Raw genomic sequence first — 26,077 nt, forward strand, 5'->3', positions numbered from 1 at the left:
GCCCCCGGCCCGGCCCGTCGACCCAGACAAACTGCCCACGCCGCGCCGCGCGTCACGATCGTCGCGGCCTACTATGGCGTGTGACCAACGGACAGTTCCAGCGGTTGGAGAGCTTCTCCTTCCCCGCCCACTCGTTCGACCCGCAGACCGGCCAGGTGTCCCTCGACTACACGCTGACCGGCCCGGACGGCGAGCTGCGGTTCACCGAGACGATCACGCTGCCGGTGCCGCCGGCGCCGCCGTCGGCACAGACCCGCCAGACCCTCGACCGGGTCCTGGAACTGCTGCACCTGGTCGCCGGGGTCAGCTACTACAAGGCCGCCGCGCCGCCCCGGCTGCTCCTGCCGGCGCCGCTGGGCGAGGCCGCGACCGCGCTGGTCACCGCCGTCTACACCAAGGGCCTCGCCGAGTACGCCTACCGCAACCAGCTGCCGCACGTCCTGGAACTGGCGCCCACCGTGCCGCCCGGCCGACCCGCCGAACCGGTCGCGGTCGACAACTCCGACCGACGGCCGCTCTCCACCGTCGGCGGCGGCAAGGACTCGATCGTCAGCCTGGAGGCGCTGCGCCGGGCCGGCCTCGACCCGGTGCCGTTCTCGGTCAACCCGAACCACATCATCACCTCGGTCTTCGACGCCTCCGAGCTGACCCCGCTGACCGCCCGGCGTCGGATCGACCCGGAGCTGATCGCGCTGAACGCGGCCGGCGCCCGGAACGGGCACATTCCGGTCACCGCGATCAACTCGCTGATCGCCGTCGCCACCGCCGTCCTGCACGGGCTGGGTCCGGTGGTGATGGCGAACGAGCGTTCCGCCTCCGACCCGAACCTGATCTGGAACGGTCACGAGGTCAACCACCAGTGGTCCAAGGGGGTCGAGGCGGAGGGACTGCTCCGGGCGGCGCTGGCCGGGCACGCCGGGCTGGCCGAGCCGTACTTCTCGCTGCTGCGGCCGCTGTCGGAACTGCACATCGCCCGGCTGTTCGCCCGGTTCACCCGGTACGACGACGTCGTCACCAGCTGCAACGCCGCGTTCAAGCTGCACGACCCGAGCGCGCGGTGGTGCGCGGACTGCCCCAAGTGCCGGTTCATCTTCCTGGCGCTGGCCCCGTTCATGCCCCGGGAGCGACTCGTCCGGATCTTCGGCGCCGACCTGCTCGCCGACCCGGCGCAGACCCCCGGCTATCTCGACCTGCTCGGCATCGACGGCCACAAGCCGTTCGAGTGCGTCGGCGAGGTGGAGGAGTCGGTGGTCGCGCTCGGACTGGTCGCCGAGCACCCCGACTGGCGGGACGCGGCCGTGGTCCGGACCCTGCTGGCGGCGGTGCCGGCCGAGGCGTGGACGGCGGCGAACTCCACCGACGTCTTCACCCCGGCCGGCCCGCACTTCGTGCCGCCGACGTACGCCAAGGCACTCACCGCGATCTCCTGACCGCCCCCGGGGGCGCGGGACGCCGACCGGCTCAGCCGTCCCGTACCGCGTCCAGGGCGAGCAGCGCGACGTGCAGCGAGAGACAGTCGTCGACCGAGTCCAGGTCCACGTGCAGGATGCGGGAGATCCGGGCCAGCCGTTCGTAGAACGCCGGACGGGACAGGTGGGCGGCGGTGGCGGCGGCCGACTTGTTCCGCCCGCTCTCCAGATAACCGCGCAGCGTGCCGAGCAACTGCTCCCGGGGGTGCTCGGCGTCGTACGCCAGCAGTGGGCCGAGTTCCCGCTCGACGAAGGTCTGCAGCCTCGGCTCCTCCCGGAGCAGGTGCAGCAGCCCGGCCAGCCCCACCTGGGGAAGCCGGAACACCCGCAGGTCCCGCCGGCCCCGGCGGGCCGCGTCGGCGACCTGCCGGGCCTCGAGCAGCGAGCGTCGCGCCTCCCGCAGGTCGGCCACCCCGGAACCGGCGGCCACGATCACCGCCCCCGCCGACCGGGCCGCCGCCGGGGTCGGACCCGCGCCGTCGCGTACCCGGTCCAGGGTCGGACCCGCGCCGTCGCGTACCCGGTCCAGCGCGGTCGCGAAGGCGGCCAGCGCGGCGTCCTCGTCGCCCGGGCCGCGCAGCGCCAGCAACACTCCGACCGCCTGGTCGTCCAGGGTGCTCGACAGGCCGGACAGCTCCGCGTCCCGGACCGCCTGGCTGACCGCCTCTGCCAGGTCACTCAGCCGGGCCTGGTGGGCCGGGGTCGGCCCCGGTTCATCGGCACGGAACCGGACCACCACCCCGACCAGGTGCCGCCGATCCAGCGGAACCCCGAGCGCCCGGGCCCGCAGCGCCACCTCGTCCACCGGCCGGCTGTGGTCGAGCAGTGCGGTGAGCAGGTTGCGGTGGATCTGCCGTTCCAGCCCCTCGGCGTCGCGCCGGATCAGCCGGCCCAGCGCCAGGGTCGAGGCGGCCCGCTCGACCAGGATGGTCAGCCGGTTCGGCGGGGTCGGGGCACCCGTCGACAGGTCGCCCGGCCAGCGCAGCAGCAACCTGCCCCAGTCCTGCCCCCGGGCGCCGACCATGGTGACCAGCCAGCCCACGTCCGGGTCGTACGCCGTCCGGCCGACCTGCCGGATCCGCCGGGAGTGCTGCTCCCAGCCGCGCAGCAGCAGGTCGGCGCTCTGCCCCGCGGTGGCGTAGCCGAGCACCTGCCGGGAGAGGTTCTCCAGCACCACCGGGCAGCCGGCCAGCTCGGCGGCCTGCCGGACCACCTCGGCCGGTTCCGCCCCCTCCACGGACAGCTCGGTGAACCGCTGGTGGATCTCCTCGGTGGCCCGCAGCTCGGTGAGCTGGGCGTCGACGATGAGCGCGTGCACCGCCTCGGTGATCGGGACGAACGGCGTCACCCGGCACAGCTCGACCAGCGGCAGGCCGCGCCGCTCGGCCGCCGCCACCATGCTCTTCGGCACCGTGCCCGAGTACCGCCGACCCAGCTCGACCATCAGCCCGGAGACGCCGGCGTCGGCCAGTTCGTCGATGAAGGCGCGCAGCCCGGGGTCGTCGGCGGGCAGTCCGATGCCGGTGGTGAGGACCAGTTCGCCGCCGCTGAGCAGGGCGGCGATGTCCGGGACCTCGGCGGCGTGCACCCACCGGACCAGCCGGTCGAGCCCGCCCGCCCCGGCGACCACCCGGGGTCCGCCGTGCCGGACCGGATCGAGGGCCAACACCTCACGCACGGTCGGAAACACGCGGTCGACGGTACCGCCCCCGGCCGGACCGCCGACGGGCGCGACCAGCGGCGCCGCGTTGCGGACCGGGTTTGCTGACCGGGCCGGACCGGATCAGGCGCCGCCGTGCGCAGCGGGCCGGGCCGGATCAGGCGGACGTCTCCGCGCGGAGCTGCCGGAAGAACGTCCGTATGTCGGCGACCAGCAGGTCGGGTACCTCCATCGCGGCGAAGTGCCCGCCCCGGTCGAACTCCGTCCACCGCACGCCGCCCGAACGGCAACCGCCTCACAGCGGGTCGTCGCGACCCAGCTCCCAGAAGGCGACCGCTGCGGCGGCGGCCACGTTCAACGAATCCACTCCGCGCCGCATCGGGAGGACCACCCGTACGTCGCTGGCGGCCTGGGCTGCGGCGGTGAGGCCCGGCCCCTCGGCCCCGAGCAGCAACGCCGCCCGCTCCCGCTGCGCCGGGGTGAGCCGCTGCATCGGTACGGCGTCCGGGGCGGGCGTCATCGCGAGGACCGTGAAGCCGGCGTCCCGTACCTGGTCCAGGCCCTCAGGCCACCGCTCGAACTTGGCGTACGGCACCGCGAACACCTCGCCCATGCTGACCCGTACGCTGCGCCGGTAGAGCGGATCGGCGCAGGTCGGCGAGAGCAGCACCGCGTCTATGCCGAGCGCCGCAGCCCCTCTGTAGATCGCTCCGAGGTTGGTGTGGTTGTTCACGTCCTCCAGCACCGCCACCCGGCGGGCGTCGGCCAGCACCTGCGCCGGGCTCGGCAGCTCCCGGCGGTGGAACGAGGCGAGGACGCCCCGGTGCACGTGGAAGCCGGTCGCCTGTTCCAGCACCGACTGGCTGGCGGCGTAGACCGGTGCGCCGCCGGTCGGTAGGTCCGTGAGCTGGTCGACCCGCTTGGCGTCGACCAGGAAGGAACGCGGCCGGTAGCCGGCCCGCAGCGCCCGGCGCAGCACCAGCTCGCCCTCGGCGATGAACAGTCCGTGCGGCGGCTCCCACCGGGTACGCAGCTCGACGTCGGTCAGCGCCCGATAGTCGGCGATCCGTGGGTCGTCCGGGTCGGTGATCTCCTCGACGACAACACCGGACGGGTCAGTGGTCTGGTCGGTCTGGTCAGCGGGCACGTCCCGATTCTCCTCCGGGCCCGATCTTCGTGATCGGCCGGGACGAGACCACGCGACACGTAGGATATCTCCTACCATTGACTGGTAGGAGATGTCCTACCTATGATCCACCCATGACGATCAGCCGAATCCAACTGCTCTCCCTGCCGGTGACCGACCAGGACCGGGCCCGGGACTTCTACGTCGACGTTCTCGGGTTCGACCTGCTCGGCGACAACCCGATGGGCCCCGACCGACGGTGGGTGCAGGTCGCCCCGAAGGGCGCCGACACCTCGATCACCCTGGTCACCTGGTTCGACGCCATGCCGCCCGGCTCGGTCAGGGGCCTCGTCCTGGAGACCGACGACCTCGACGGCGACGTCACCGAACTGACCCGCCGGGGCGTACGGATCCAGGGCGGCGTCCAGGAGGCGCCCTGGGGCCGGTTCGTCACCTTCGACGACCCCGACGGCAACGGCATCGTGCTCCAGGCGACCACCGCAGATGTCTGAGGTCGACGTCTTCGCCGCGCTGGCCAACCCGACCCGGCGGCAGCTGCTCGGCCTGCTCCTGGCCCACGAGAGTCGTCCGGTCCAGGAGTTGGCGGAGCACTTCGACATGCGCCGCCCGAGCCTGTCCGAACACCTGAAGGTCCTCAAGGACGCCGGGCTGGTGGTCGAACGCCGGGTCGGTCGGCAGCGGCGGTACTCGCTGCGCCCGGAACCGCTGCGCGACGTGGCGCAGTGGCTGACGCCGTACGAGCGGTTCTGGCGGGAGAAGCTCACCAACCTGCGTGACCTGCTCGATGCCGAGAGGAGCGACGATGACCACTGACCAGGGTGTGATCCGGGTCGACCAGTACCTCGGGCATCCACCCGCCCGGGTCTGGCGCGCCCTCACCGACCCCGAGCTGTTGGCCCGCTGGTTCATGCCGAACGACTTCAAGCCGGTGCCGGGACACCGGTTCACCTTCCGCACCAACCCAAGGCCGGACCAGGGCTTCGACGGCGTCGTGCACTGCGAGGTCCTCGACCTCGATCCGGAGCGACGACTGCGGCTGGCCTGGCGTGGCGGCACCCTGGACAGCACGGTCAGCTGGACGTTGGCCGCCGAGGGGCGGGGAACCCGCCTCTTCGTCGAACACTCCGGCTTCGACCCGGACGACCCGGACCACCGGCGGACCTTCGCCATCATGTCCGGCGGCTGGCGTTCCCACGTACTCCGCCGGTTGGCCGCGACGCTCGACACGACAGCGGAGACCGGATTGACACCCCACCCACGGTCAGGAGGTGGCGGGTGAGGTGACCACCGCCACCCCGTCCCCGGCGGGTACGGTTGCCGCCACCGCGCCGGGGCGACTCGCCCTGGTCAGGCGGGCCCGCGCGGTCGACGGCAGCAGGCGGCCTGCCCGCCAGCCCACCCCGACCCCGGCGGCGAGCAGGACCACCGCGCCGAGGCTGTGCAGCGCGGCGGCCACCATCCCGCCGACGCCGAGCATCGGTGCCGCGATCATCACCATGACCCCGTCGCCCCGGCTGAAGACACCGGACCGGAACAGGGCCAGTCCGGTCAGTCCCCAACCGAGGGAGTAGAGCGCGCCGCCGATGACCGCGATGACCCGGCCGGACGTACCGAAGGTCGCCGAGTCGTCGGGGAGACCGCCGAACGGCAGCAGCAGCATCGTCCCGGCGATCCCGACCAGCAGCCCGGCGGTGGCGAGCAGCCGGGTCCGGGCGGCGACCAGCAGACCGGTGAGCGCCAGCGCAGCGAGCACGCCGAGCCAGAGCGCGCCGATCCAGCCGAGCAAGTGCGCCGGTCGGCCCTGGGCCAGGAACGGGGCGTCGCCGGCACCGACCAGGGTCACCGAACCGTACACAATGGCGTAACCGGGCAGGATCCAGACGGCACGGCGGGCGGCCCGGCGTACCGACCAGGCCCAGGTCGCGTTGCTGGCGGGGCGGCCGGGGGTGCGTTCGTACCCGAACCGCATCAGGGTGAATCCGCCGTACGGCCAGCGACCCGAGAACCGGTCGACCTGGTAGCCGATCGCCGTCCCGCCGCCGGTCACGACCGGTTCGGTCTTTCTCGGCCGCTTCGGCCGCTTTGCCGCGACGTTGGTTGTTTCGGAGGGGTTTTCCGGACCGGCGGTGCGCTCTGCCGGTTTCGAGGGGTGGGTCACGCGCGTCACCTCGCTCACCTGGTACGCGGGTGGGCGCGGGCGCATCCGCTGCGGCGCCCCGGCTCCTGGTCACCACCCGTCGCTAGGACCGATCGTGTCAGGTGCCGGGGTGCCGCGCGGACGCTTCCGGCGAATCGTCCCGGGGCTGCCCCCGGGCCGGGCCGGCGGGTCGGTCAGCCGCGCTCCGTCGACCGCTGCTCCACAGTGGAGTCGTCGAGCAGACTCGCCGGCGAGACCGGCTCCGGCGCCGGCAGTTGCTGCGGCCCGGTGCCGCCGACCTGCGCCTCGGCGACGCGTACCTCGTCGGTGACCTCGCGCGCCGCCTCCGCCGCGGCCGCGGCCGCCTCGGCCGCCTCCCGTTCGACGGCGCCGGAGTCGACCGCGGCATGCGGTTCGTCCCCGGCTGTCCGGCTCAGCCCGCCGAGCGCCCCGCCGAGCCCTTCGAGGGCCTTGGTCAGCTCGGCCGGCACGATCCAGAGCTTGTTCGCCTGGCCGTCGGCGATCTGCGGCAGCGCCTGCAGGTACTGGTAGGCGAGCACCTTCTGGCTCGGGTTCGCCTGGTGGATCGCGTCGAAGACGGTACGGATCGCCTTGGCCTGCCCCTCCGCCTGGAGGATCCGGGCCTGCCGGTCACCGTCGGCGCGCAGCACCGCCGCCTGCTTCTCACCCTCGGCGGTGAGGATCTGCGCCTGCTTGTGCCCCTCGGCGTTCAGGATCGCGGCCCGCCGGTCCCGCTCGGCCCGCATCTGCTTCTCCATCGAGTCGCGGATGCTCGGCGGCGGCTCGATCGCCTTGATCTCCACCCGGGTGACCTTGATGCCCCAGCGTCCGGTGGTCTCGTCGAGCACACCCGACAGGTGCCGGTTGATCTCCTCCCGGCTGGTCAGCGCCCGCTCCAGGTCCAGCGAGCCGATCACGTTCCGCAGCGTCGTGACGGTCAACTGCTCGATGGCCTGGAGGAAGTGCGAGATCTCGTACGTCGCCTTCACCGAGTCGACGACCTTGAAGTACAGCACGGTGTCGATCGAGACGACCAGGTTGTCGGAGGTGATCACCGGCTGCGGCGGGAAGCTGACCACCTGCTCCCGCATGTCGACCTTGGTCCGGACCGCGTCGACGAACGGGACGAGGAGGTTGAGACCAGGCTTGAGGGTGCGCTTGTACCGCCCCAGTCGCTCGACCACGTCCTCACGCTGTTGCGGCACGATGCGTACCGCCCGGATCAGGGTGATCACCACGATCAGGGCCACCGCGCCCAACACCAGACCGATCACACTTTCCACATCGCTCACCTCTCGCTATCCGCTTGCTCGTCGGTGGTGAACTCGTCGCGCCAGACCAGCGCGGTGACACCCTTGACCTCGATCACCCGGACCCGTTCCCCGGGAGACATCACCTGGGTGGCGTCGTAGGCGCGGGCGGACCAGATCTCACCGTCGATCCGGACCACCCCGCTGTCGGCGTCGACCCGTTCCAGCACGAACGCGGCGCTGCCCGCGATCGCCGCCACGCCGAACGCCTGCTCACCGTCCCCGGACACCTCCGACTGCCGGTTGCGTCGAATGGCCGGCCGGGCGAAGAGCAGGGTCAGGGCCGAGACGGCCGCGAAGACCACGGCCTGCAGCGACACCGGGGCGCCGAGCGCCGCCGCGCCGGCCGCCGCGAACGCCCCGATTCCGAACATGAGAAGGAAGAGCGTCGTCGTGAAGATCTCCGCCACGGCGAGCACGACGCCCAGGACAATCCACAGGAGCGGCTCCACCCCTCGATCCTGGCACGCGGGTGCACGTCACGACCACCGGCGGGCATCGCCGACGGTAAGATCCCGGGACACGGGCACACGTTCCGGACTCCCGGGTCGGCAACGGGCCGACCCTGGCGCCGGCCGGTACGCCGCGGTTCGGAGACGGACCCGACCACCTGCCGAAGGAGGCACGACCGTGACCCCGTCGCCGGAGACCGCCCCGCTGCTGCCGGAGACCATCCGCCGGGTCGACACCCTGGTCAGCCAGGCCCAGACGGCCGGCCACGCCCCGTCGCTGATCATCGGCGTGGTCCGGGCGGGGCGACTCGTCCACGTCGCCACCGCCGGCCGGACCCCGGCCCCGCATCCGGATCTCCAGTACCGGATCGGCTCGATCAGCAAGACGATGACGGCCACGCTGCTACTCGGTCAGCGTGACGAGGGACGACTCGACCTGGACGATCCACTCGAGCGGCACCTGCCCGACGGTCCACTCGGCACGGTCCGGCTGCGTCAACTGCTCAGCCACGTCGGCGGCCTGCAGCGTGAACCCGACGGCGACTGGTGGGAACGGTCCGCCGGAGCCGACCTGGAGACCCTGCTGGGCGGACTCACCGCCGACACGCTGACCCACCCGCCGCACCGGGTCTTCCACTACTCCAACCTGGCATACGGGCTGCTGGGGGCGGTGCTGGAACGCCGTACCGGCGAGTCGTGGTGGAAACTCGTCCAGTCCCGACTACTCGATCCACTGGGGATGGTCCGCACCTCGTACCAGGCGACCGAGCCGTTCGCCCGGGGTTACGTCGTACATCCCTGGCACGGCACGCTGCGGGAGGAGCCGCGTACCGACACCGGGGCGATGGCCCCGGCCGGACAGCTCTGGGCCACCCTCACCGACCTGGCCCGCTGGGCCGCGTTCCTCGCCGACCCGGACCCGGAGGTGCTGGCCCCGGAGACGCTCGCCGAGATGTGTACCCCGGCGGTCCTCGCCGACCTCGACTCCTGGACCGCCGGCTACGGACTCGGTGTGGAACTGCACCGCCTCGGCGACCGGGTCTACGTCGGACACGGCGGCTCGATGCCGGGCTACGTGGCGACCCTCTCGGTACACCGCCCCTCCCGGACCGGCGTCGTCGGCTTCGCCAACTCGTACGGCTTCCGGTCCGGGGCGCTGTCGACGCTCGGCCGGCACCTGCTCAGCACGGTGCTCGACCTGGAGCCGGGGCCGGTTCCCGGTCCCTGGCTGCCGGCCACCGCGCCGCCGCCACCCGAGATCGCCGACCTGACCGGCCGGTGGTGGTGGATGGGACGGGAGTACGAACTGTCCTGGGATCCGACCGCCGAGGAGTTGGTCTGCGCCAACCTGCTGCCCGGTGGCACCGTGGCGTGGCGGTTCGGCCGGGACGCCGCCGGACGGTGGCGCGGCCGGATCGGGATGAACGACGGGGAGATCCTGACCGTACGCCGGGACCCGGCCGACCGGGTGACCGCGCTGGAGATCGCCACCTTCGTTTTCACCCGGACCCCGGACGACCTCGGATGAACCGCCGTCGTGTGGAACCGTACGGCGGGCGGTGACGGTGTCGCCCCCGGACCTGGAGATCACCCCGGCGACCGCCGCCGACCTGGCGGCGGTCGCCGAGATCTACGCCCACTACGTCACCGGCAGTGTGGTGACCTTCGACGAGACCCCGCCCGACGTCGGCCAGTGGCGGCAGCGGCTCGCCGACCTGACCGGGCGGGGCCTGCCCTTCCTCGTCGCCCGGGTCGACGGCGTCGTCGCCGGGTACGCCTACGCCGGGCCGTACCGCCCCAAACCCGCCTACCGGCACACCGTCGAGGACAGCATCTACCTCGCCCCGGACCGGACCGGTCAGGGGCTCGGCCGGGCCCTGCTCGGCGCTCTGCTGCCGGCGGCCACCGCCGCCGGGGCGCGGCAGATGATCGCGGTGGTCGCCGACAGCGGCGACGAGGCCTCGACCGCGCTGCACCGCCGGTTCGGCTTCGTCGAGGTGGGTCGGCTCGTCCGGGTCGGTCACAAACACGGCCGCTGGCTCGACACCGTGCTGATGCAGCGCAACCTGACCGCCGAACCCGGCTGAGCGGGGTCGGACCGGCCGGGTCGACGCGGACCGACCCGCGCTCAGGACGGCTCGGTCACGAAGTCGATCAGTCGTTCCATCGCGTTGATCAGCGGGGTCTCCACGTCGTGGAAGCTGTTCACCCGCCCCAGGATCCGCCGCCACAACTCGGCCGGCTCGGCGACGCCGAGCGCCGCACAGACCCCCTCCTTCCACGGCTGTCCCGGTGGCACCACCGGCCAGGCCGGGATCCCGACCACCGCCGGCTTCACCGCCTGCCACACGTCGACGTACGGATGTCCGGTGACCAGGACGTGCGGCGAGGTGACGGCCGCCACGATCCGGCTCTCCTTCGACCCGGACACCAGGTGGTCGACCAGCACCCCCAGCCGGCGGCCCGGTTCCGGCCCGAACTCCCGTACCCGCTCGGCCAGCGCGTCGATGCCGTCCAGCGGTTCCACCACCACGCCCTCGATCCGCAGGTCGTCGCCCCAGATCCGCTCCACCAGGGCGGCGTCGTGGATCCCCTCGACCCAGATCCGGCTGGCCTTGGCGACCTGGGCGCGTACCCCGGCCACGGCGACGGAGCCGGAGGCGGTACGTCGTCGGGCCGGCGTTGCCGCCCGGGCTGCCGGTCGACGCAGCGTCACCGGCGCGCCGTCCAACAGGAACGCCGCCGGCAGCAACGGAAAGTGGCGGCGCCGTCCGTTGCGGTCCTCCAGTACCACCGCCCCGGCCTCGAAACCCACCACCGCACCACAGAAGCCCGAGTCCGCGTCCTCGACGACCAGATCGGGTGCCGCGTCCACCTCGGGTACCACCCGGCGCCGTCGCCAGTTCCCGGCGAGCACGTCGTCGCCGTACCTTCTCCCCATGGGGGGCGAGGCTAGCCGCATCCGGACGTTGGGTGACGTAGCCGCGCCGCCGCGCGGGGCCGGGAGACAGGGGCGGGCTGAGCACGTACCCTAGCCGCATGTCCCCCGCAACGGGCGCGGCGACCCTGACGGCGCGCCGCTCGAGCCGCTTTGTCGCCTGGGTACGCGCCTGGCGCGCCGGCCTGGTGCCGTTCGACGAGATCGCCGACGAGATCGAGCGTGGCGAGGAGCACCTGGTCGCCGACGCGCCGGGCACCTGGACCGACGTACCGCTGCGGGCGGCGCTCCCGGTTTTCGCCAAGCTCTCGCCGGACGAGATCCGGCTGGTGCTGCCCGCCCCGGGCGATCCGCGCGGACTGCCCGGCCCGGGGCCGTTCAGCTCCGCCGCGCTGCTCGCCGGCGAGGCGGTGGTGGCCCGGGGTCTGGGTGTGATCCCGGAGGTACGGACCCACACCTCCGGGTCCGGGGTGACCTTCGAGACGGTGCTGTGGCGGGTCCACCCGCTGGCCGAGGACGCGCCGAACGCGTCGCTGGGCAGTCCCGGCGCCGCCGAGGCCGAGGCGGAGCTCTCGGTCAGCCTGGCCGAGGCGACCGCGGCGCTGGCCCGGCTCGACGTGGCGCAGTGGCGCCCGGAGCTGGCCGGGGCGCTGGCCGCGCTGCGGCGTCCGGACAGCGCGGTCGACCTGCCGCCGGGCTTCGACCCGCGCTCCCGCCGGCTGTTCGCCCGGGCCAGTGTGCTCGACCAGGTACTCGCGCTGGCCGAGCACGCGGCACCCGGCGGTTCGGTCAACGCGCACGAGGCGCGGCAGCGGGATGCGGCGCTGCGCCCGCTCACCGCCGCCTGCCGGCGGGCCGTCGTCGCCGCCTGCAACGCCCCGCTGTCGGCCTGACCACCCGGCAGCCCAGGCCCGACTCGGCGGGACAACGTGCCGGCTGCGGGAAGGCTAGAGTGATTGATCATGGAGCATCGCCATCTCGGTCGCAGCGGCCTGCTGGTCAGCGAGATCACCTACGGGAACTGGCTCACCCATGGCGAGTCGGTCGCCCGGGAGGCGGCGTTGGGCTGCGTACGGGCCGCGTTGGAGGTCGGTGTCACGACCTTCGACACCGCCGACGTGTACGCCCGGGGTGCCGCCGAGGAACTGCTCGGCGAGGCGCTGCGGGGCGTACGCCGCGAGTCGGTGGAGATCGCCACCAAGGTCTGTCTGCCGGTCGGGGACGGACCGAACGACAGGGGCCTGTCCCGCAAGCACATCATCGAGTCCTGCCACGCCTCGCTGCGCCGGCTCGGCACCGACCACGTCGACCTCTACCAGGCGCACCGGTACGACGACCGTACGCCGCTGGAGGAGACCCTGCTCGCCTTCGACGACCTGGTCCGGCAGGGCAAGGTGCGCTATCTGGGTGTCTCGGAGTGGACGGCGGCACAGATCCGTGCCGCGCTGGACGTCGCCGACCAGCTCGGGATCCGCCGCCGGATCGTGTCGAACCAGCCGCAGTACAACATGCTCTGGCGGGTGGTCGAGCCCGAGGTGGTGCCGCTCTGCGTATCGGAGGGCATCGGTCAGATCGCCTTCCAGCCCCTCGCCCAGGGCGTCCTGACCGGTAAGTACCGTCCGGGTGAGGCGCCGCCGCCCGGGTCCCGGGCGACCAGCTCCGGCCGCGCCCCGACCTTCATCCGGCGGGTCCTCGGCGAGCCGCTGCTGGACCGGGTGCAACGACTGCGACCGATCGCCGACGAGGCCGGGCTGTCGATGGCCCAGCTGGCGATCGCCTGGACCCTGAGCCGGCCCGGGGTCAGCACCGCGCTGATCGGTGCCTCCCGCCCGGAGCAGGTCGTCGAGAACGTCGAGGCGGCCGGCGTACGGCTCGACGACGAGGTGCTGCGCCGGATCGACGAGACGCTGGGCGACCTCGTCGAGACGGATCCGCACAAGACCGCCCGGATGATGGCGGTGAAGCCGGACTGGGCGGGGTGACCGGACGCGGTGGAGCGCCTCCCCGTCCGTCCGGCCCCCTGAACACCGACATTGCGTTCTAGTGGCCCCAGCGGCGCCCACCGTCGGACGGGCCGACCGGTGCCAACAGCTCCCCGAGTTCCTGCGGCAACTGGGCCACCATGTCCTCGAACTCGCGGAGCTTGACCGCCTCCCGCAGGGTCGTGAAGACCGCCTGGATACCAGCGCTCGCGACCGGCACGTCCACGTCTGCCCGGGCGGCCACCCGCCGTACGAACTCGCCGCGCCCGAACGGGTCGGCGGGCTCCCGGGAAGCCGGTTTGTCGAGGTGCTCGGCCAGCCGGTCCGGCAGCAGGGCGGCCAGGTCCGCCGCCTCGCCGCCGCTGATCCGGTCCGCCAGCGTCTCCAGGGTGGCGTGGCTGATCGCCGTCGCCTGCGGGGCCGACAAGCGTGCCCGTTCCGCCACCGCGTCGACAAAGTCCTCGTAGCTCATCCGGATCTCCCTCCAGCCGCCGCGTCGCCTCCCCGCGCGCACCTGTCATCCTGTTCAGCTGGTCCAGCCGCCGGGCCAGCCCGGCCTGCCCATCCTCAGCCCGGACGGATGCGCTTGCGACCACGCCCGATCCGCCGGCCCTTGCGCATGCTGACCCGGGTGCCCGCGATGCCCCGGGTGTCCGCGCGCACGCTGCGTGTGGTGTGCCGGCCACCACGCTCGGTCTTCATCGGACGTTTACGTCCCGCCTTGGTGGCCTTCCGCCCCAGCAGCACCCCCACCTGGCTGGCGAGCTCCTCGGCCCACCTGGCGAACGAGACACGTCGCCGTTTCGTCCGGTTCCGTGGCGAACCACCTCGTACGCCGATACCGCTCGCCCTCGCGCCGCGGCCCATCGTCACCACCCCCCACCGTGCCGACCCCACCGTCTTCCCGCCAGCCCGGAGGCCATTCCCCCGGCCGGCGGAGGGCGGAGGGCGGTGGGCGGTGGGCCCGCCGCCGGGCGAGCGGCGTCTCGCCCGTGAGTGGGGCGACCAGGTAGCGAGCACCCCTCCGGCAACGTACAGGGCGAATCCGACAAACGACCGTAACCGCTCGCCGGGGAAGAGTCGGCGGTCGACGCCTTCCTCGACAGGCTCGGGATGCCGGAGCAGATAGTGGAAGAACGTCGACCGACTCGTGCACAGCGACGCGCCCACGATCGCGTGGCAGGCGACCGCGGCGGGATCAGATCTCGTCGATCAGGTCGGCGACCGAGCCGACGATCCGGGACGGCCGGTACGGGTACCGCTCGGCCTCCGCCCGGGTGCTGATCCCGGTCAGCACCAGGATCGTCTCCAGCCCCGCCTCCAGGCCACAGAGGATGTCGGTGTCCATCCGGTCACCGATCATGGCGGTGGTCTCGGAGTGCGCGTCGATGGTGTTCAGCGCCGAACGCATCATCATCGGGTTCGGCTTGCCGACGAAGTACGGTTCCACCCCGGTCGCCTTCGAGATCATCGCGGCGACCGAGCCGGCGGCCGGCAGCGCCCCCTCGGTCGACGGACCGGTCGGGTCCGGGTTGGTGCAGATGAACCGGGCCCCGCCGTCGATCAGCCGGACCGCCTTGGTGATCGCCTCGAAACTGTAGGTCCGGGTCTCACCCAGCACCACGTAGTCCGGGGCGTAGTCGCTGAGCACGTACCCCACCGCGTGCATGGCGGTGGTCAGCCCGGCCTCGCCGATCACGTACGCGGTGCCGCCGGGCCGCTGGTCGGCCAGGAACTGTGCGGTGGCCAGCGCCGCCGTCCAGATCGACTCCTCCGGTACGTCGAAGCCCATCCGGTTCAGCCGGGCCTGCAGATCCCGCGCCGTGTAGATCGAGTTGTTGGTGAGGATCAGGAACGGCTTGCCGGACGCACGCAGCCGGCTGACGAACTCGGGGGCGCCGGGCACCGGCTGCCCCTCGTGCACCAATACGCCGTCCATGTCGGTGAGCCAGCTCTGCACCGGCTTGCGCTCGATCATGCCGCGCCTCCGTGTCGGACGGCCCACTGGCGTGCCTGCTTCATGTCTCTCCCGAAGGTTCGGAGGGTAGGGGGGCCGGCCACGGTTCATCGTGGCGTGGATCAACGCGGCCCGGGGCGCCGGGGTGGCTGGCAGCAGTCGACCGCACAGGTGTCCCAGACCGGCAGCCGGGGACGGTCGGCCGGACCGGCGACCCGGCGCGGCACCGCCGTTGCCGGTTCGAGCCGCTCCAGTACCAGTTCCCGGACCATCGTGACGAACCGCGGGTCGGTGCCGGGGGTGCCGGCCCGGACGAAGTCCATTCCCAGCTGTTTGGCGGTGTCGGCCGCCTCGGTGTCCAGGTCCCAGACCACCTCCAGGTGGTCGGAGACGAAACCGATCGGGCTGACGACCACCGAGGTGACCCCTTCGGCGACGAGGTTGCGCAGGTGGTCGTTGATGTCCGGTTCCAGCCACGGCACCTGGGGCGGTCCGGAACGGCTCTGCCAGACCAGGTCGTACCCCAGGTCGGGGGCGGCCGCGGCGGCGACCAGCGCGGCCGTCTCCCGCAGCTGGGCCTCGTACCGGCCGCCCTCCGGTCCGGCGCTGGCGGCCATCGAGACCGGGATCGAGTGGGCGGTGAAGACCAGCCGGGTGGTGGCCCGGCGGGCCGGGTCGAGGGTGGCCAGCGCGGTACGGACCGCGTCGGCGTGCGGCTCGACAAATCCGGGATGGTCCCAGTACTGCCGCAGCTTGTCGATCCGGGGCGCGTCGGGCCCGACCGCCGCCCGCGCGGCCGCGATGTCCTCCAGGTACTGCCGGCACGACGAGTAGCCGGCGTAGGCGCTGGTCACGAAGCCGAGCGCGGACCGGATACCGTCGTCGCGCAGCTGCGCGACGGTGTCGGCGAGCATCGGATGCCAGTTCCGGTTGCCCCAGTAGACCGGCAGGTCGAGACCGTGGGCGGCGAAGTCGGCCCGGATCGCGGCGAGCAGGTCCCGGTTCTGCTGGTTGATCGGCGACACGCCGCCGAAGTGCCGGTAGTGTTCGGCGACCTCGGCCAGCCGCTCCGGCGGCACGTTGCGACCCCGGGTCACGTTCTGCAGGAACGGCAGGACGTCATCGGGCCGCTCCGGGCCGCCGAACGAAATCAACACCACCGCGTCGTACGACATGCCACCCATTCTTGCCCGCCGCTCGGAGCGGTCAGGAGGGGGCCCTTCCGCGCTGCCGGCTACCGCCCGGCATCAGAAAGGGCCCATTCCTCACATCTTGCCGGCACCGAGGGCGTGGTAGCCGCCGTCGACGTGAACGATCTCACCCGTGGTGGCCGGGAACCAGTCGGAGAGCAGGGCCAGGCAGGCCCGGGCCGCCGGCTCCTGGTCGGTCAGGCTCCAGCCCAGCGGGGCCCGCTCGGTCCAGGCGTTCTCGAACTGTTCGAAGCCGGGGATCGACTTCGCCGCCATGGTGCGCAGCGGACCGGCGGAGACCAGGTTGCTGCGGATCCCCTTGGCGCCCAGGTGCAGGGCCAGGTAGCGGGAGGCGGACTCCAGTCCGGCCTTGGCGACACCCATCCAGTCGTACACCGGCCAGGCCTTGGTGGCGTCGAAGGTGAGCCCGACCACCGCGCCGCCCGGCGGCATCAGCGGCAGCGCGGCCATCGCCAGCGACTTGTAGGAGTACGTCGAGACGTGGATCGCGGTCGCCACGTCCTCCCAGGGCGCGTCGAGGAAGCCGCCGCCGAGGCAGCTCTGCGGCGCGAAGCCGATGGAGTGGACCACCCCGTCCAGCCCGTCGACGTGCTCACGGACCCGGTCGGCGAGGGTGTCGAGGTGCTCGGTGTTGGTCACGTCGAGTTCGATCACCGGGGCGGGCTCGGGCAGCCGCCTGGCGATCCGTTCGACAAGCGACATCCGGCCGAAGCCGGTGAGCACCACGGTCGCCCCGGCCTCCTGGGCGAGTTTCGCCACCGAGAAGCCGATCGACTGGTCGGTGATGATTCCGGTGACGAGCAGCCGCTTGCCGGCCAGCAGTCCAGACACGTGCAGATCCTCCCTGCGCTCGGGCTGAAAAGGTGAAGCGGTGACGCCGCCGGCGGTCAGTGGCCCAGGCCGAGGCCACCGTCGACCGGGATGACGGCGCCGGAAATGTAGCCCGCGGCGTCGGAGGCGAGCCAGGTGACCACGCCGGCGACCTCGTCGGCGCTGGCCATCCGGCCGGCCGGGATCGACTTGAGGATCTCCGCCTTGCGGTCGTCGCCGAGCACCGCCGTCATGTCGGTGTCGATGAAGCCGGGCGCGACGACGTTGGCGGTGATGTTGCGGGTGCCGAGTTCGCGGGTGATCGACCGGGCCACCCCGACCAGGCCGGCCTTGCTGGCCGCGTAGTTGACCTGGCCGGCGCCGCCGGAGAGGCCGACCACCGAGGAGATGAAGATCATGCGGCCCCAGCGGCCCCGGACCATCCTGGTGGCGGCCCGCTTGGCACAGCGGAACGCGCCGGTCAGGTTGGTGTCGAGCACGTCGGTGAACTGCTCCTCGGACATCCGCATCAGCAGGGTGTCCTTGGTGATGCCGGCGTTCGCGACCAGCACCTCGACCGGGCCGAACTCCGCCTCGACGGCGGAGAAGGCGGCGTCGACCTGGTCGGCGTCGGTGACGTCACACTTGACGCCGAACAGGTCGGCGGGCGGGTTGCCACTCCGGTGGGTCACCGCTACCCGGTCCCCCTGCTTGGCGAAAGCCTGGGCGATGGCCAGGCCGATGCCCCGGTTACCCCCGGTCACCAGCACAGTTCGGGCCACGGTGTCTCCTCCTCTGACGTGACGTATGCGCACGGTGGTGCGCGATGGAGACTAGGCGCTACCGGCAGGTAATCAGTAACCGGGGCGCGTCGTACCCGGGTATGACGTGCGGAATCGCACCCAGGGGGCAGGACGGGGAGATCGTCCGCCCGTACCCTGACGGTGGTGGAGGACGGCACCGGCGAGGTACTGCGGACAGCCCTGGGTGACCTGCGGCGTCTGCTGGTCGGCCCGGACTATCCACCGGCCACCCCGGTCCGCCCACGCCGCTGGTGGCGGCGGATCCGGGGGTACCTGGTCCCGGTGCTGCTGCTGGTGCTGGTCGGGCTGACCGCCGCCGCCGCGCAGTACCTGACGGACGAGCGGAAACTGCCGGTGCCGGCCGCGGTGCTGATCGGTGTCGGCTCCACCCTGCCGGCGGCGCTGGCCCCGTACCGCCCGCTGCTCGCCTGGCGGGTCGGTTACCTGGCGATCCTGTTCGGCACGTTCAACACGACCAGGGACGAGGCCTGGCCGTGGAATCCGGTGCAGATCATCGTCTTCCTGTTCGTGCTCCTGCTGGTGGCCGGCCGGGCCGACACCGGGGTGACGGCCTGGGCGGGGCTGCTCACCCTGCTGCCGGTGTACGGCCTCACCGCCAACTCCGCGAACGCGCACGGCGTCACCGTGTTCCTCGCGGTGCTGCTGATCCTCGGCGACCAGGTGCGACGTCGCCGACAGAGCCAGCGTGCCCTGGTCGAGCAGGCCGAGCGGAGCGAACTGGAGCAGGCCCGCCGGGCCGTGCTGGAGGAACGCACCCGGATCGCCCGGGAGCTGCACGACGTGGTGGCCCACCACATGTCGATGATCGCGGTGCAGGCGGAGACCGCGCCGTACCGGCTCACCGGGCTGGCCGAGCCGGCTCGCGCCGAGTTCAGCGCGATCGCCGGCTCGGCCCGGGAGGCGCTGACCGACATGCGCCGGCTGCTCGGCGTACTGCGCAGCGAGTCGACCACCCCGGAGACGGCGCCCCAGCCGGGGCTGGCCGAGCTGCCGGAGCTGGTCGAGGCGGCCCGCCGGGCCGGGATGTCGGTGACGGTCGACAGCCCGTGGGGCGACGGCCGGCGCCCGGTCCACCCCCCGCCGACGGACCGGACCGACGGCCCCGAGCCGGCGGACGGGGTCGGGGCGACCGATGGGGCCGGGCCGGCAGGGAACCCCGCCGGACCGGTCACGCCGGTGGACCCGGCCGGACAGCCACCCGAGGCGGTCGCCCTGGCCGCGTACCGGATCGTCCAGGAGGCGCTGGCGAACGCCGCCCGGCACGCCCCGGGTGCCGCCGTGCGGGTCACCCTGGACACCGACGGGACGGCGCTGACCGTCGACGTCCGCAACGGGCCCGCCGGACCGGGTGGCTCCGGCGGTCGGGGAGCCGGCGTCGACCGTGGGCCCCGGCACGGACTGACCGGCATGCGCGAGCGGGCCCGGCTGCTCGGCGGCACGCTCACCGCCGGACCGACCGACCAGGGGTACGCGGTACGCGCGTACCTGCCGTACCGAGCGGAGGAGAGCCGTTGATCCGGGTGTTGATCGCCGACGACCAGGCGATGGTGCGGCAGGGCTTCGGGGCGCTGCTGGCGGCCCAACCCGACCTGCTGGTGGTCGGCGACGCCGCCAACGGTGCCGAGGCGGTCGCCGCCACCCGCCGGCTGGACCCGGACGTCGTCCTGATGGACATCCGGATGCCGGTGCTGGACGGGCTGGCCGCCACCCGGCAACTGGTCGGGGACCGACCCGACCAGGACGGTCCACGGGTCCTCATCCTCACCACCTTCGACCTCGACGACTACGTCTACGAGGCGTTGCGGGCCGGGGCGAGCGGCTTCCTGCTCAAGGACGCCCCCGCCGCCGACCTGGTGCACGCGGTACGGGTGGTCGCCGCCGGCGACGCGCTGCTCGCCCCGGCGGTGACCCGGCGACTGATCGCCGAGTTCGCCGCCCGCCCCGGCCGGGCGGATCGGCCCCGGCCGACCTCGCTGGTCGGGCTCACCCCCCGGGAGACCGAGGTGCTCCGGCTGATCGCCCGGGGCCGCTCCAACACCGAGATCGCCGGTGACCTGTTCGTCGCCGAACAGACCGTGAAGACCCACGTCGGCCGGATCCTGGCCAAGCTCAACCTGCGGGACCGGGCCCAGGCGGTGGTCGTCGCGTACGAGTCCGGGCTGGTCACGGCGGGCGAGTAGTCCTCCGGACGCCGCCCTGGTCCCCTGGTAGCCGCTCCGTGGGGTGACGACCCGACCCCCACCACCGTCGCACGCTGAGCCCATCCCGACCGGTCGTGCCGGCCGGCGGCGGTGTGAAGGGGGACGGGACGAATGGTGTGGCGACGAGCGGCACGCGGCACGGTGGGTGGCCTGCTGGCCCTGGGTCTGCTGGTGCCACCGCCGGCGGAGGCGGGTCCGCCGACGGTGCCGGTCGGCTTCGTGGGCAACTGTCCGTCGGTGGCCGCGGCGATGCGGGCCGCCGGGGCGCCGTACGCCGACTGGGTCGCGTCCGGCCGGACGTTCCTGGCCTTCGACCCGCACGGCGACGGCCGGATCGTGGAGGTGCTGGGTGACCTGGCCGCCGCCGACCGGATCGTGGTGCTGGTGCCCGGGGTGGCCAACACACTGCGTGACTTCGACCGGGGACTGGGCGGGGTGACCCGACGCGCCCCGGCCGCCCAGGCCCGGGCCCTGTACGACGAACTGCGTGCCACCGGGCCCGGTGCCCGGGTCGCCGTACTGGCCTGGTTGGGCTACGACCCGCCGGACGGGATCGGCCTGGCGGCGGCCCGCCCGGACAGTGCCCGGGCGGGGGTACCGGCCCTGGTCGGACTGGTCGACGTGCTGGTCCGGCACCGTCCGGCGGCGACGGTGACGCTGGTCGGGCACAGCTACGGTGCGCTGCTGGTCGGGCTCGCCGCGCCCAGCCTGCCGACCCAGGTGACCGCCCTGGTGAGCGTCGGCGGGGTGGGAATGGGGGTGGACCGGGCCCGGGAGCTGGGCACCGGGGCCACCGTCTGGGCCGCCGAGGCACCGGACGACTGGATCCGGCGGGTCCCGCCGCTGCGGCTCGGTGATCTCGGGCACGGCGTAAGGCCGGCGGCGCCGGGCTTCGGTGCCCGGTCGCTGCCGGTCGACCGGGTCGGTGGACACGACGGCTACCTGGTGCCGGGCAGCGCCACCCTGCGCGGGATCGCCCGGGTGGTGCTCGACACCGGGGCGGTCACGACCGGGACGGACGCCCGATGACCCGCGACGGGCGTCAACCGGACGCCGGCGGCCGGGCCCCGCTCCAGGTGGCCGGTGACCGGGACCGGGCGGTGGACGGGCTGCGGGCGTACGCGATCGCCGGGGTGGTGCTCGGTCACTGGCTGGTCACCGCCCTGGTGCTGGCGCCGGACGGCGCACTGGCCACGGCGAGTCCGCTGCCCGCCATGCCGGAGCTGGTGCCGGTGACCTGGCTGCTCCAGACGCTCGGGCTCTTCTTCTTCGTCGGCGGGTACGCCTCGGCCCGGTCGCTCGGGGCGGCCACCGGGCGGGGTGTGGAGCCGGGCCGCTGGCTGCGGCGGCGGCTCGGTCGGCTGGTCCGACCGGTCACCGTCCTGCTCGGCGGCTGGGCGGTGGTGCTGGCCGGAGCGGCGGCGTCGGGCGTGCCGGCGGCGACCCTGCGCACCGCCGGGACGCTGCTGGTCAGTCCACTGTGGTTCCTACTGCCGTTGTCCGTGCTGTTCGCCCTGACCGGCCCGCTGTCCCGCGCCCTGGACCGGCACGGGACGGTCCGGCCCGCCGCACTCGCGGTCGCGACGGTCGCGGTGACCGACCTGGTCGGCCGGCTGACCGGCCCGGACGGCGGCGCCGGTCCCGCGGACGGGGGCTGGCGGGTGCCGGTGGCACTGCTCGCCGCCTGGTCGGTGCCGTACCTGCTCGGTCTGGCGCTGGCCCGGGACAACCCGGCCGGAGACGTCGGGCAACGGCGTACCGGCGGCCTGCTGCTGCTCGGCGGCGGTGCCGGGATGGCGGTGCTGGTGCTCTTCGCCGGCTACCCGGCCAGCGCGGTCGGCGTGCCGGGCGACGGCTTCTCCAACCTGGACCCGCCGTCGCTGTTCACCGTCTGTCTGGCGTTCGCCCAGGTCGGCGTGGCGCTGATGGTCCGCCCCCGGCTGGCCGGCTGGCTGTCCCGGCCGCACCGGTGGCGTCGGGTACGCCGGGTCAACGACGCGGCGATGGGGATCTACCTCGGGCACCAGAGCGTCCTGTTGGGAGTCACCGCGGTGGGCGCGCTCGGCGCCCGGCTGGCCGGGGTCGACGGCGTACCCGGACTGCACACCGCGCCGGACGGTGCCGGCTGGTTGCTCGCCCGGCTGGCCTGGCTGCCGCTGTTCGGCCTGGTCCTGGCAGGTCTGGTCGGGCGTCCGGGGCCCGGGGCCGAGGTGGTCGCGGCCGGACGGACCGGACCCAGGGCGGACCGTCGGTCGGCACCGCGACGGCGTCGGATGAGCGACAGTCGGGAGGACGTCCGTCGATTTCAGCCCGACGACCGCCCGGGTGTACGATGACTCCCGTTCCCGGCCCCGTCGACGTGTTGGAGGTGATCGCTGTGCGAGATAGCGATCCTCCCAGTCGTGGCCGGGCCGCTCGTCAGTCCGCCTGAGCCCTGACTCACCCGGCCGACTGACCCAGCCTCGCTCCACCCCGCCGCATCGCCCGCCCGGTCCTCCGGGTACGCCGGTGCGCTGCGCGTCCCGGTTCCCGTCGGATCCGAGTCGTCAACGTGGAGCTGTCCGGTCACGACTTCGTGTGCGCGTCCGCTGATCCCCAGATTCACCCGTCGTCCGGCCCCGCGCCGGTTCCGGAGAGTCTCAGTCGCCACCCGGAGAGCAGAATCATGCACCGTTACGTCGCCCCGCTGGGCTTCACTCTCGCCGCGGCCTGGGTCGTGGTCCTCTTCGTGCTGGTCCGCGCCACGCCGTGACCGGCGCCCGCCGGCCGCCCGCCGAGGGGTACCGGCGCCCGGTGGATCCCGGCCGGGCAGGCCGGGATCCACGAGACGTCCGCTACACCAGCCGCGAGGTCCAGAGCAGGCTCATCGCGGCCGCGCAGAGCGCCAGGAGCAGCGCGATCCCCGCGTACCAGTGGGTGATCTCCCGCGCCTCGGTCCGGAACCCGATCGAGCTGCCCATGTCCTGGTAGACCTGCTTCAGCTCGGTGACCGAGGCCGCCTCGTAGAAGAACCCCTGGGTGGTCTCGGCGAGTTCGGCGAGCGCCAGCCGGTCGACCGGCACCCGCTGCACCTGGTTACCGATCTCGACCTGACCGGAGTCGGTGCCGAAGGCGATCGTCGAGACCGGGACGTTCGCCGCCCGGGCCGCCGCCGCGGCCTCCTCGACCGACCGTCCGGCCGTCCGGTAACCGTCGGAGAGCAGCACGATCCGGGCCGGCGGAATGCCCTGCGCGCCGTCCGCCGGCACCGACCGGATCGCCTCCAGGCAGGTGAAGACCGCCTCGCCGGTCGCCGTCGCCTCACTCAGCACCAGGCCGTCGATGGCCTGGGTGACCGCCCCCCGGTCCTTGGAGGGCGGGACCAGGACGTTCGCCGACTTGGCGAAGGCCACCAGTCCCAGGTTGTAGCTCGGCGGCAACTCGCCGACGAACTGCTTCGCCGCCTCCTGGGCCGCCTCCAGCCGGTTCGGCGCCACGTCGTCGGCCTCCATCGACAGCGAGACGTCGATGGCGAGCATGATCGTCGCCCGTTCCAGCGGTTCCTTCCGGTCCACCGACGGGCGGGCCATGCCGGTGGCGAGGACCAGCAGGGCGAGCAGGAACACCCCGGCGGCGGCGTGCCGCCGCCAGCCCAACCCCTTCGGGGCGAGGGTACGGAGCAGCTCCACGTTGGTGAACCGCATCGCGTACGTCCGGCGGTGGAACTGCCGCCAGACGTACGCGCCGGCGAGGGCGAGCACCGGCAGGACGGCGAGCAGCCACCACGGTTCAAGAAAACGGATCATCGAGTCGTCCCCCGGGTACGGGCGTGTCGCTGCGCCGCGACGAACCGCACCATGTCCAGCAGCCAGTCAGAGTCGGTACGCAGCCGCAGGTGCGCCGCGCCGGCGGCGCGCAACGCGTCGGCGATCGCGGCGCGTTGGGCGGCGGCCGCGGCGGCGTACCGCTGCCGCAGCCGAGGGTCGGCGGTCTGCACCTCGTGCAGCTCACCGGTCTCCGGATCGACCACGGGCAGCACCCCGACGTCCGGCAACTCCAGCTCACGCGGGTCGACGACCTCGATCGCGAGCACGTCGTGCCGGACACCGAGTTTGCGTACCGGGCGACCCCACTGCTCCGGCGGAGCCAGGAAGTCCGAGATCACCACCGCCATGCCGCGCCGCCGGGGCGGCCGGTTCAGCGCGTCGATCAGGGCACCGAGGTCGGTACGCCCCGGCTGGATCTCGATCCCGGCGATGGTCCGGAGCAGCCCCTGGGCCTCCTTGCGGCCCGGCCGGGCGGGCAGCCGCAGCACGTCGGGCGTACCGGCACCGGGGCGATGACCACCGCTGCCGATCACCGCGCCGATCCGGTTGCCGCCCCGGGCGGTCAGGTGGGCGATCGCCGCCGACGCGGCGATGACGAGGTCCCGCTTCAACCACCGTCCGGTGCCGAAGTCGAGGCTGGCCGACAGGTCCACCGCCAGCCAGGTTTCCAGCTCCCGGTCGGCGACCGTACGCCGGACGTGCGGCACCGTGGTCCGGGCGGTCACCGGCCAGTCCATCCGGCGTACGTCGTCGCCGGGGCGGTACTCCCGGGACTCCCCCGCCTCGGTGCCCGGCCCGGGCAGCAGGCCGAGGTAGTCGCCCTGGAGCAGGCCGTCCAGCTTCCGGGTGACCAGCAGCTGGAGTCGGGACAGGACCGCCTCGGCGCGGCCCGGGTTGACGCTGATCGCGGTCCGGTCGATCATGCCGGCGGGCGTCCCGGCCAGGCCGGGCCGGAGACCGGTGAGACCGGCCCGGGGCCGGGCCCGTGCGGCATCCCGGGCGCGGCTCCGGTCGGGGTGGCGTGCTGCCGGGGCGCGACCGAGGGAAGCGGGATGGTCGACATGATCCGGTCCACCACGTGGTCGGCCGGGATGTTGTCGGCGAGCGCGTCGTAGCTGAGCACCAACCGGTGCCGGAGGATGTCCGGGGCGATGTCCTGGACGTCCTGGGGCAGCGCGTAGTCCCGACCACGCATCAGGGCGAGCGCGCGGGTGGCCCGGACGATGCCGAGCGAGGCACGCGGGCTGGCGCCGTACTGGATCAGCTGAGCCACGTCCGGCATGCCGTGCTCGGCCGGGGTCCGGGTGGCGAGGACCAGCCGGACCGCGTAGTCGACCAGGGCGTTGTGGACGAAGACCTGGTCGGCCTTCTGCTGCAGCGCCATCAGCTCGACCGGGGTGAGCACCGACGAGGGTTCCGGCGCGCTGATCCCCATCCGGTAGACGATCTCCCGCTCCTCGACGTCGGTGGGGTACCCGACGATGATCTTCAGCAGGAACCGGTCCCGCTGCGCCTCCGGCAGCGGATAGACGCCCTCCTGCTCGATCGGGTTCTGGGTCGCCATCACCAGGAAGGGGTCCGGCACCGGATGGGTCTGCCCGCCGATCGACACCTGCCGCTCGGACATCACCTCGAGCAGCGCGGACTGCACCTTGGCCGGCGCCCGGTTGATCTCGTCGGCGAGCAGGAAGTTCACGAAGACCGGCCCGAGTTCGACGTCGAACTTCTCGCTCGACTGCCGGTAGATCCGGGTACCGACGATGTCGGCCGGCACCAGGTCCGGGGTGAACTGGACCCGGGCGAAGGTGCCACCGACCACCTTGGCCAGGGTCTCCACGGCGAGGGTCTTCGCCACCCCGGGTACGCCCTCCAGCAGGCAGTGCCCCCGGGCCAGCAGAGCGACGAACATCCGCTCCACCATCCGGTCCTGTCCGACGATCACCCGCTTGACCTCGAACAACGCGCGTTCGAGCAGGGTGGCGTCCTCGGCCGGCGTGGTGCTGCCCGGGGAGGGGGCGGCACGGGCCACGTCGGGCGGAACAGGGGCGTCGGGCGTGGTCGGCTGGGCCACCGGTCCTCCACAGCAGGGTCACGGGATCAGATGCGTCGGCGACGGGCGCCGCCCCAACTCTCGCACGTCCGCTCGACCGAC

At 73.1% G+C, this 26,077-nt stretch carries 28 protein-coding genes; 13 read left to right on the top strand and 15 right to left on the bottom strand.

Going from position 1 to position 26,077, the window contains the following annotated elements:
- The first annotated feature begins 80 nt into the window (after positions 1-80).
- Complete coding sequence (locus tag ABGB21_RS19140; protein ID WP_347652307.1) at positions 81-1,430, top strand: hypothetical protein; 1,350 nt, start codon at positions 81-83, stop codon at positions 1,428-1,430.
- 31 nt (positions 1,431-1,461) lie between these two features.
- On the opposite strand, the gene ABGB21_RS19145 is transcribed toward ABGB21_RS19140, so the two are convergent.
- Positions 1,462-3,159, bottom strand: a complete 1,698-nt coding sequence (locus tag ABGB21_RS19145; protein ID WP_347678799.1) for a PucR family transcriptional regulator ligand-binding domain-containing protein — start codon at positions 3,157-3,159, stop codon at positions 1,462-1,464.
- Positions 3,160-3,424: 265 nt separating this feature from the next.
- The gene (locus tag ABGB21_RS19150; RefSeq protein ID WP_347678801.1) at positions 3,425-4,276 is read right to left on the bottom strand and encodes an RNA methyltransferase; all 852 of its coding nucleotides are present in this window, start codon (positions 4,274-4,276) and stop codon (positions 3,425-3,427) included.
- Between the two features lie 113 nt (positions 4,277-4,389).
- On the opposite strand from ABGB21_RS19150, the gene ABGB21_RS19155 reads away from it, so the two are divergent.
- From ABGB21_RS19155 to ABGB21_RS19165, 3 genes are read left to right on the top strand one after another with little or no spacing between them, the layout of a single operon-like run.
- Positions 4,390-4,767, top strand: coding sequence for a glyoxalase superfamily protein (locus tag ABGB21_RS19155; protein ID WP_347652310.1), 378 nt, complete (start codon positions 4,390-4,392; stop codon positions 4,765-4,767).
- Positions 4,760-5,089 carry a metalloregulator ArsR/SmtB family transcription factor gene (locus tag ABGB21_RS19160; RefSeq protein WP_347652311.1) on the top strand — a complete coding sequence of 110 codons (330 nt, stop codon included), beginning with the start codon at positions 4,760-4,762 and terminating at the stop codon, positions 5,087-5,089. Before ABGB21_RS19155 ends, ABGB21_RS19160 begins: the two co-directional genes overlap by 8 nt.
- The gene (locus tag ABGB21_RS19165; protein WP_347678803.1) at positions 5,079-5,555 is read left to right on the top strand and encodes an SRPBCC domain-containing protein; all 477 of its coding nucleotides are present in this window, start codon (positions 5,079-5,081) and stop codon (positions 5,553-5,555) included. Before ABGB21_RS19160 ends, ABGB21_RS19165 begins: the two co-directional genes overlap by 11 nt.
- On the opposite strand, the gene ABGB21_RS19170 is transcribed toward ABGB21_RS19165, so the two are convergent.
- The 3 genes from ABGB21_RS19170 to ABGB21_RS19180 form a co-directional block, all read right to left on the bottom strand.
- Positions 5,538-6,323 carry a hypothetical protein gene (locus tag ABGB21_RS19170; RefSeq protein WP_347652313.1) on the bottom strand — a complete coding sequence of 262 codons (786 nt, stop codon included), beginning with the start codon at positions 6,321-6,323 and terminating at the stop codon, positions 5,538-5,540. The genes ABGB21_RS19165 and ABGB21_RS19170 overlap by 18 nt on opposite strands.
- Positions 6,324-6,607: 284 nt before the next feature.
- A complete protein-coding gene (locus tag ABGB21_RS19175; protein ID WP_347652314.1) occupies positions 6,608-7,717 on the bottom strand; it encodes an SPFH domain-containing protein in 1,110 nt (369 codons plus the stop codon).
- A gap of 5 nt (positions 7,718-7,722) precedes the next feature.
- Positions 7,723-8,196: an NfeD family protein gene (locus ABGB21_RS19180; protein ID WP_347678805.1), complete on the bottom strand. Its 474-nt coding sequence runs from the start codon at positions 8,194-8,196 to the stop codon at positions 7,723-7,725.
- 178 nt (positions 8,197-8,374) lie between these two features.
- Between ABGB21_RS19180 and ABGB21_RS19185 the strand changes: the two genes are divergently transcribed.
- Together ABGB21_RS19185 and ABGB21_RS19190 are read left to right on the top strand one after the other, a co-directional pair.
- Positions 8,375-9,724 (top strand): serine hydrolase domain-containing protein, encoded by a 1,350-nt coding sequence (locus tag ABGB21_RS19185; RefSeq protein WP_347678807.1) that lies wholly within the window; start codon positions 8,375-8,377, stop codon positions 9,722-9,724.
- A 31-nt stretch (positions 9,725-9,755) separates the two neighbouring features.
- A complete protein-coding gene (locus ABGB21_RS19190; RefSeq protein WP_347678809.1) occupies positions 9,756-10,283 on the top strand; it encodes an N-acetyltransferase family protein in 528 nt (175 codons plus the stop codon).
- Positions 10,284-10,324: 41 nt separating this feature from the next.
- On the opposite strand, the gene ABGB21_RS19195 is transcribed toward ABGB21_RS19190, so the two are convergent.
- On the bottom strand, positions 10,325-11,137 hold the full coding sequence (locus tag ABGB21_RS19195) for a DUF3097 domain-containing protein (RefSeq protein WP_347652318.1): 813 nt from the start codon (positions 11,135-11,137) through the stop codon (positions 10,325-10,327).
- Positions 11,138-11,235: 98 nt separating this feature from the next.
- Here ABGB21_RS19195 and ABGB21_RS19200 point away from each other — a divergent pair, with 98 nt between their 5' ends.
- Complete coding sequence (locus tag ABGB21_RS19200; protein ID WP_347652319.1) at positions 11,236-12,027, top strand: hypothetical protein; 792 nt, start codon at positions 11,236-11,238, stop codon at positions 12,025-12,027.
- A gap of 69 nt (positions 12,028-12,096) precedes the next feature.
- Positions 12,097-13,116 carry an aldo/keto reductase family protein gene (locus ABGB21_RS19205; protein WP_347678811.1) on the top strand — a complete coding sequence of 340 codons (1,020 nt, stop codon included), beginning with the start codon at positions 12,097-12,099 and terminating at the stop codon, positions 13,114-13,116.
- A 58-nt stretch (positions 13,117-13,174) separates the two neighbouring features.
- Here the strand turns inward: ABGB21_RS19205 and ABGB21_RS19210 are convergent, their stop codons facing one another.
- The 6 genes from ABGB21_RS19210 to ABGB21_RS19235 form a co-directional block, all read right to left on the bottom strand.
- Positions 13,175-13,588 (bottom strand): DUF2267 domain-containing protein, encoded by a 414-nt coding sequence (locus tag ABGB21_RS19210; RefSeq protein ID WP_347678813.1) that lies wholly within the window; start codon positions 13,586-13,588, stop codon positions 13,175-13,177.
- Between the two features lie 95 nt (positions 13,589-13,683).
- Entirely contained in the window at positions 13,684-13,869 is a 186-nt protein-coding gene (locus tag ABGB21_RS19215; RefSeq protein ID WP_347678815.1) for a hypothetical protein, read from the bottom strand.
- A 445-nt stretch (positions 13,870-14,314) separates the two neighbouring features.
- Positions 14,315-15,094, bottom strand: coding sequence for an HAD-IIA family hydrolase (locus tag ABGB21_RS19220; protein WP_347652323.1), 780 nt, complete (start codon positions 15,092-15,094; stop codon positions 14,315-14,317).
- A 101-nt stretch (positions 15,095-15,195) separates the two neighbouring features.
- Positions 15,196-16,248, bottom strand: a complete 1,053-nt coding sequence (locus ABGB21_RS19225) for a ferrochelatase (protein WP_347678817.1) — start codon at positions 16,246-16,248, stop codon at positions 15,196-15,198.
- A gap of 90 nt (positions 16,249-16,338) precedes the next feature.
- Positions 16,339-17,115, bottom strand: a complete 777-nt coding sequence (gene fabI, locus ABGB21_RS19230) for an enoyl-ACP reductase FabI (protein WP_347652325.1) — start codon at positions 17,113-17,115, stop codon at positions 16,339-16,341.
- Positions 17,116-17,171: 56 nt separating this feature from the next.
- On the bottom strand, positions 17,172-17,876 hold the full coding sequence (locus ABGB21_RS19235; protein ID WP_347652326.1) for a beta-ketoacyl-ACP reductase: 705 nt from the start codon (positions 17,874-17,876) through the stop codon (positions 17,172-17,174).
- Positions 17,877-18,041: 165 nt separating this feature from the next.
- On the opposite strand from ABGB21_RS19235, the gene ABGB21_RS19240 reads away from it, so the two are divergent.
- From ABGB21_RS19240 to ABGB21_RS19260, 5 genes are all read left to right on the top strand, one after another.
- On the top strand, positions 18,042-19,433 hold the full coding sequence (locus ABGB21_RS19240) for a histidine kinase (RefSeq protein WP_347652327.1): 1,392 nt from the start codon (positions 18,042-18,044) through the stop codon (positions 19,431-19,433).
- Complete coding sequence (locus ABGB21_RS19245) at positions 19,430-20,098, top strand: response regulator transcription factor (protein WP_347652328.1); 669 nt, start codon at positions 19,430-19,432, stop codon at positions 20,096-20,098. Before ABGB21_RS19240 ends, ABGB21_RS19245 begins: the two co-directional genes overlap by 4 nt.
- A gap of 132 nt (positions 20,099-20,230) precedes the next feature.
- Positions 20,231-21,148, top strand: a complete 918-nt coding sequence (locus ABGB21_RS19250; RefSeq protein WP_347678819.1) for an alpha/beta hydrolase — start codon at positions 20,231-20,233, stop codon at positions 21,146-21,148.
- Positions 21,145-22,455 (top strand): acyltransferase, encoded by a 1,311-nt coding sequence (locus ABGB21_RS19255; protein ID WP_347678821.1) that lies wholly within the window; start codon positions 21,145-21,147, stop codon positions 22,453-22,455. The genes ABGB21_RS19250 and ABGB21_RS19255 overlap by 4 nt, the downstream gene beginning before the upstream one ends.
- 215 nt (positions 22,456-22,670) lie before the next feature.
- Complete coding sequence (locus tag ABGB21_RS19260; protein ID WP_347652331.1) at positions 22,671-22,871, top strand: hypothetical protein; 201 nt, start codon at positions 22,671-22,673, stop codon at positions 22,869-22,871.
- Between the two features lie 82 nt (positions 22,872-22,953).
- Here the strand turns inward: ABGB21_RS19260 and ABGB21_RS19265 are convergent, their stop codons facing one another.
- The 3 genes from ABGB21_RS19265 to ABGB21_RS19275 are packed head-to-tail and all read right to left on the bottom strand — an operon-like array spanning position 22,954 to position 25,996.
- Complete coding sequence (locus ABGB21_RS19265; RefSeq protein WP_347652332.1) at positions 22,954-23,904, bottom strand: VWA domain-containing protein; 951 nt, start codon at positions 23,902-23,904, stop codon at positions 22,954-22,956.
- Positions 23,901-24,848: a DUF58 domain-containing protein gene (locus ABGB21_RS19270; RefSeq protein ID WP_347652333.1), complete on the bottom strand. Its 948-nt coding sequence runs from the start codon at positions 24,846-24,848 to the stop codon at positions 23,901-23,903. Before ABGB21_RS19270 ends, ABGB21_RS19265 begins: the two co-directional genes overlap by 4 nt.
- Complete coding sequence (locus ABGB21_RS19275; RefSeq protein ID WP_347678823.1) at positions 24,845-25,996, bottom strand: MoxR family ATPase; 1,152 nt, start codon at positions 25,994-25,996, stop codon at positions 24,845-24,847. The genes ABGB21_RS19270 and ABGB21_RS19275 overlap by 4 nt, the downstream gene beginning before the upstream one ends.
- Positions 25,997-26,077: the final 81 nt, after the last annotated feature.

Source organism: Plantactinospora sp. B24E8, assembly GCF_039871735.1.
In the GTDB taxonomy this organism is placed as follows: domain Bacteria; phylum Actinomycetota; class Actinomycetes; order Mycobacteriales; family Micromonosporaceae; genus Plantactinospora.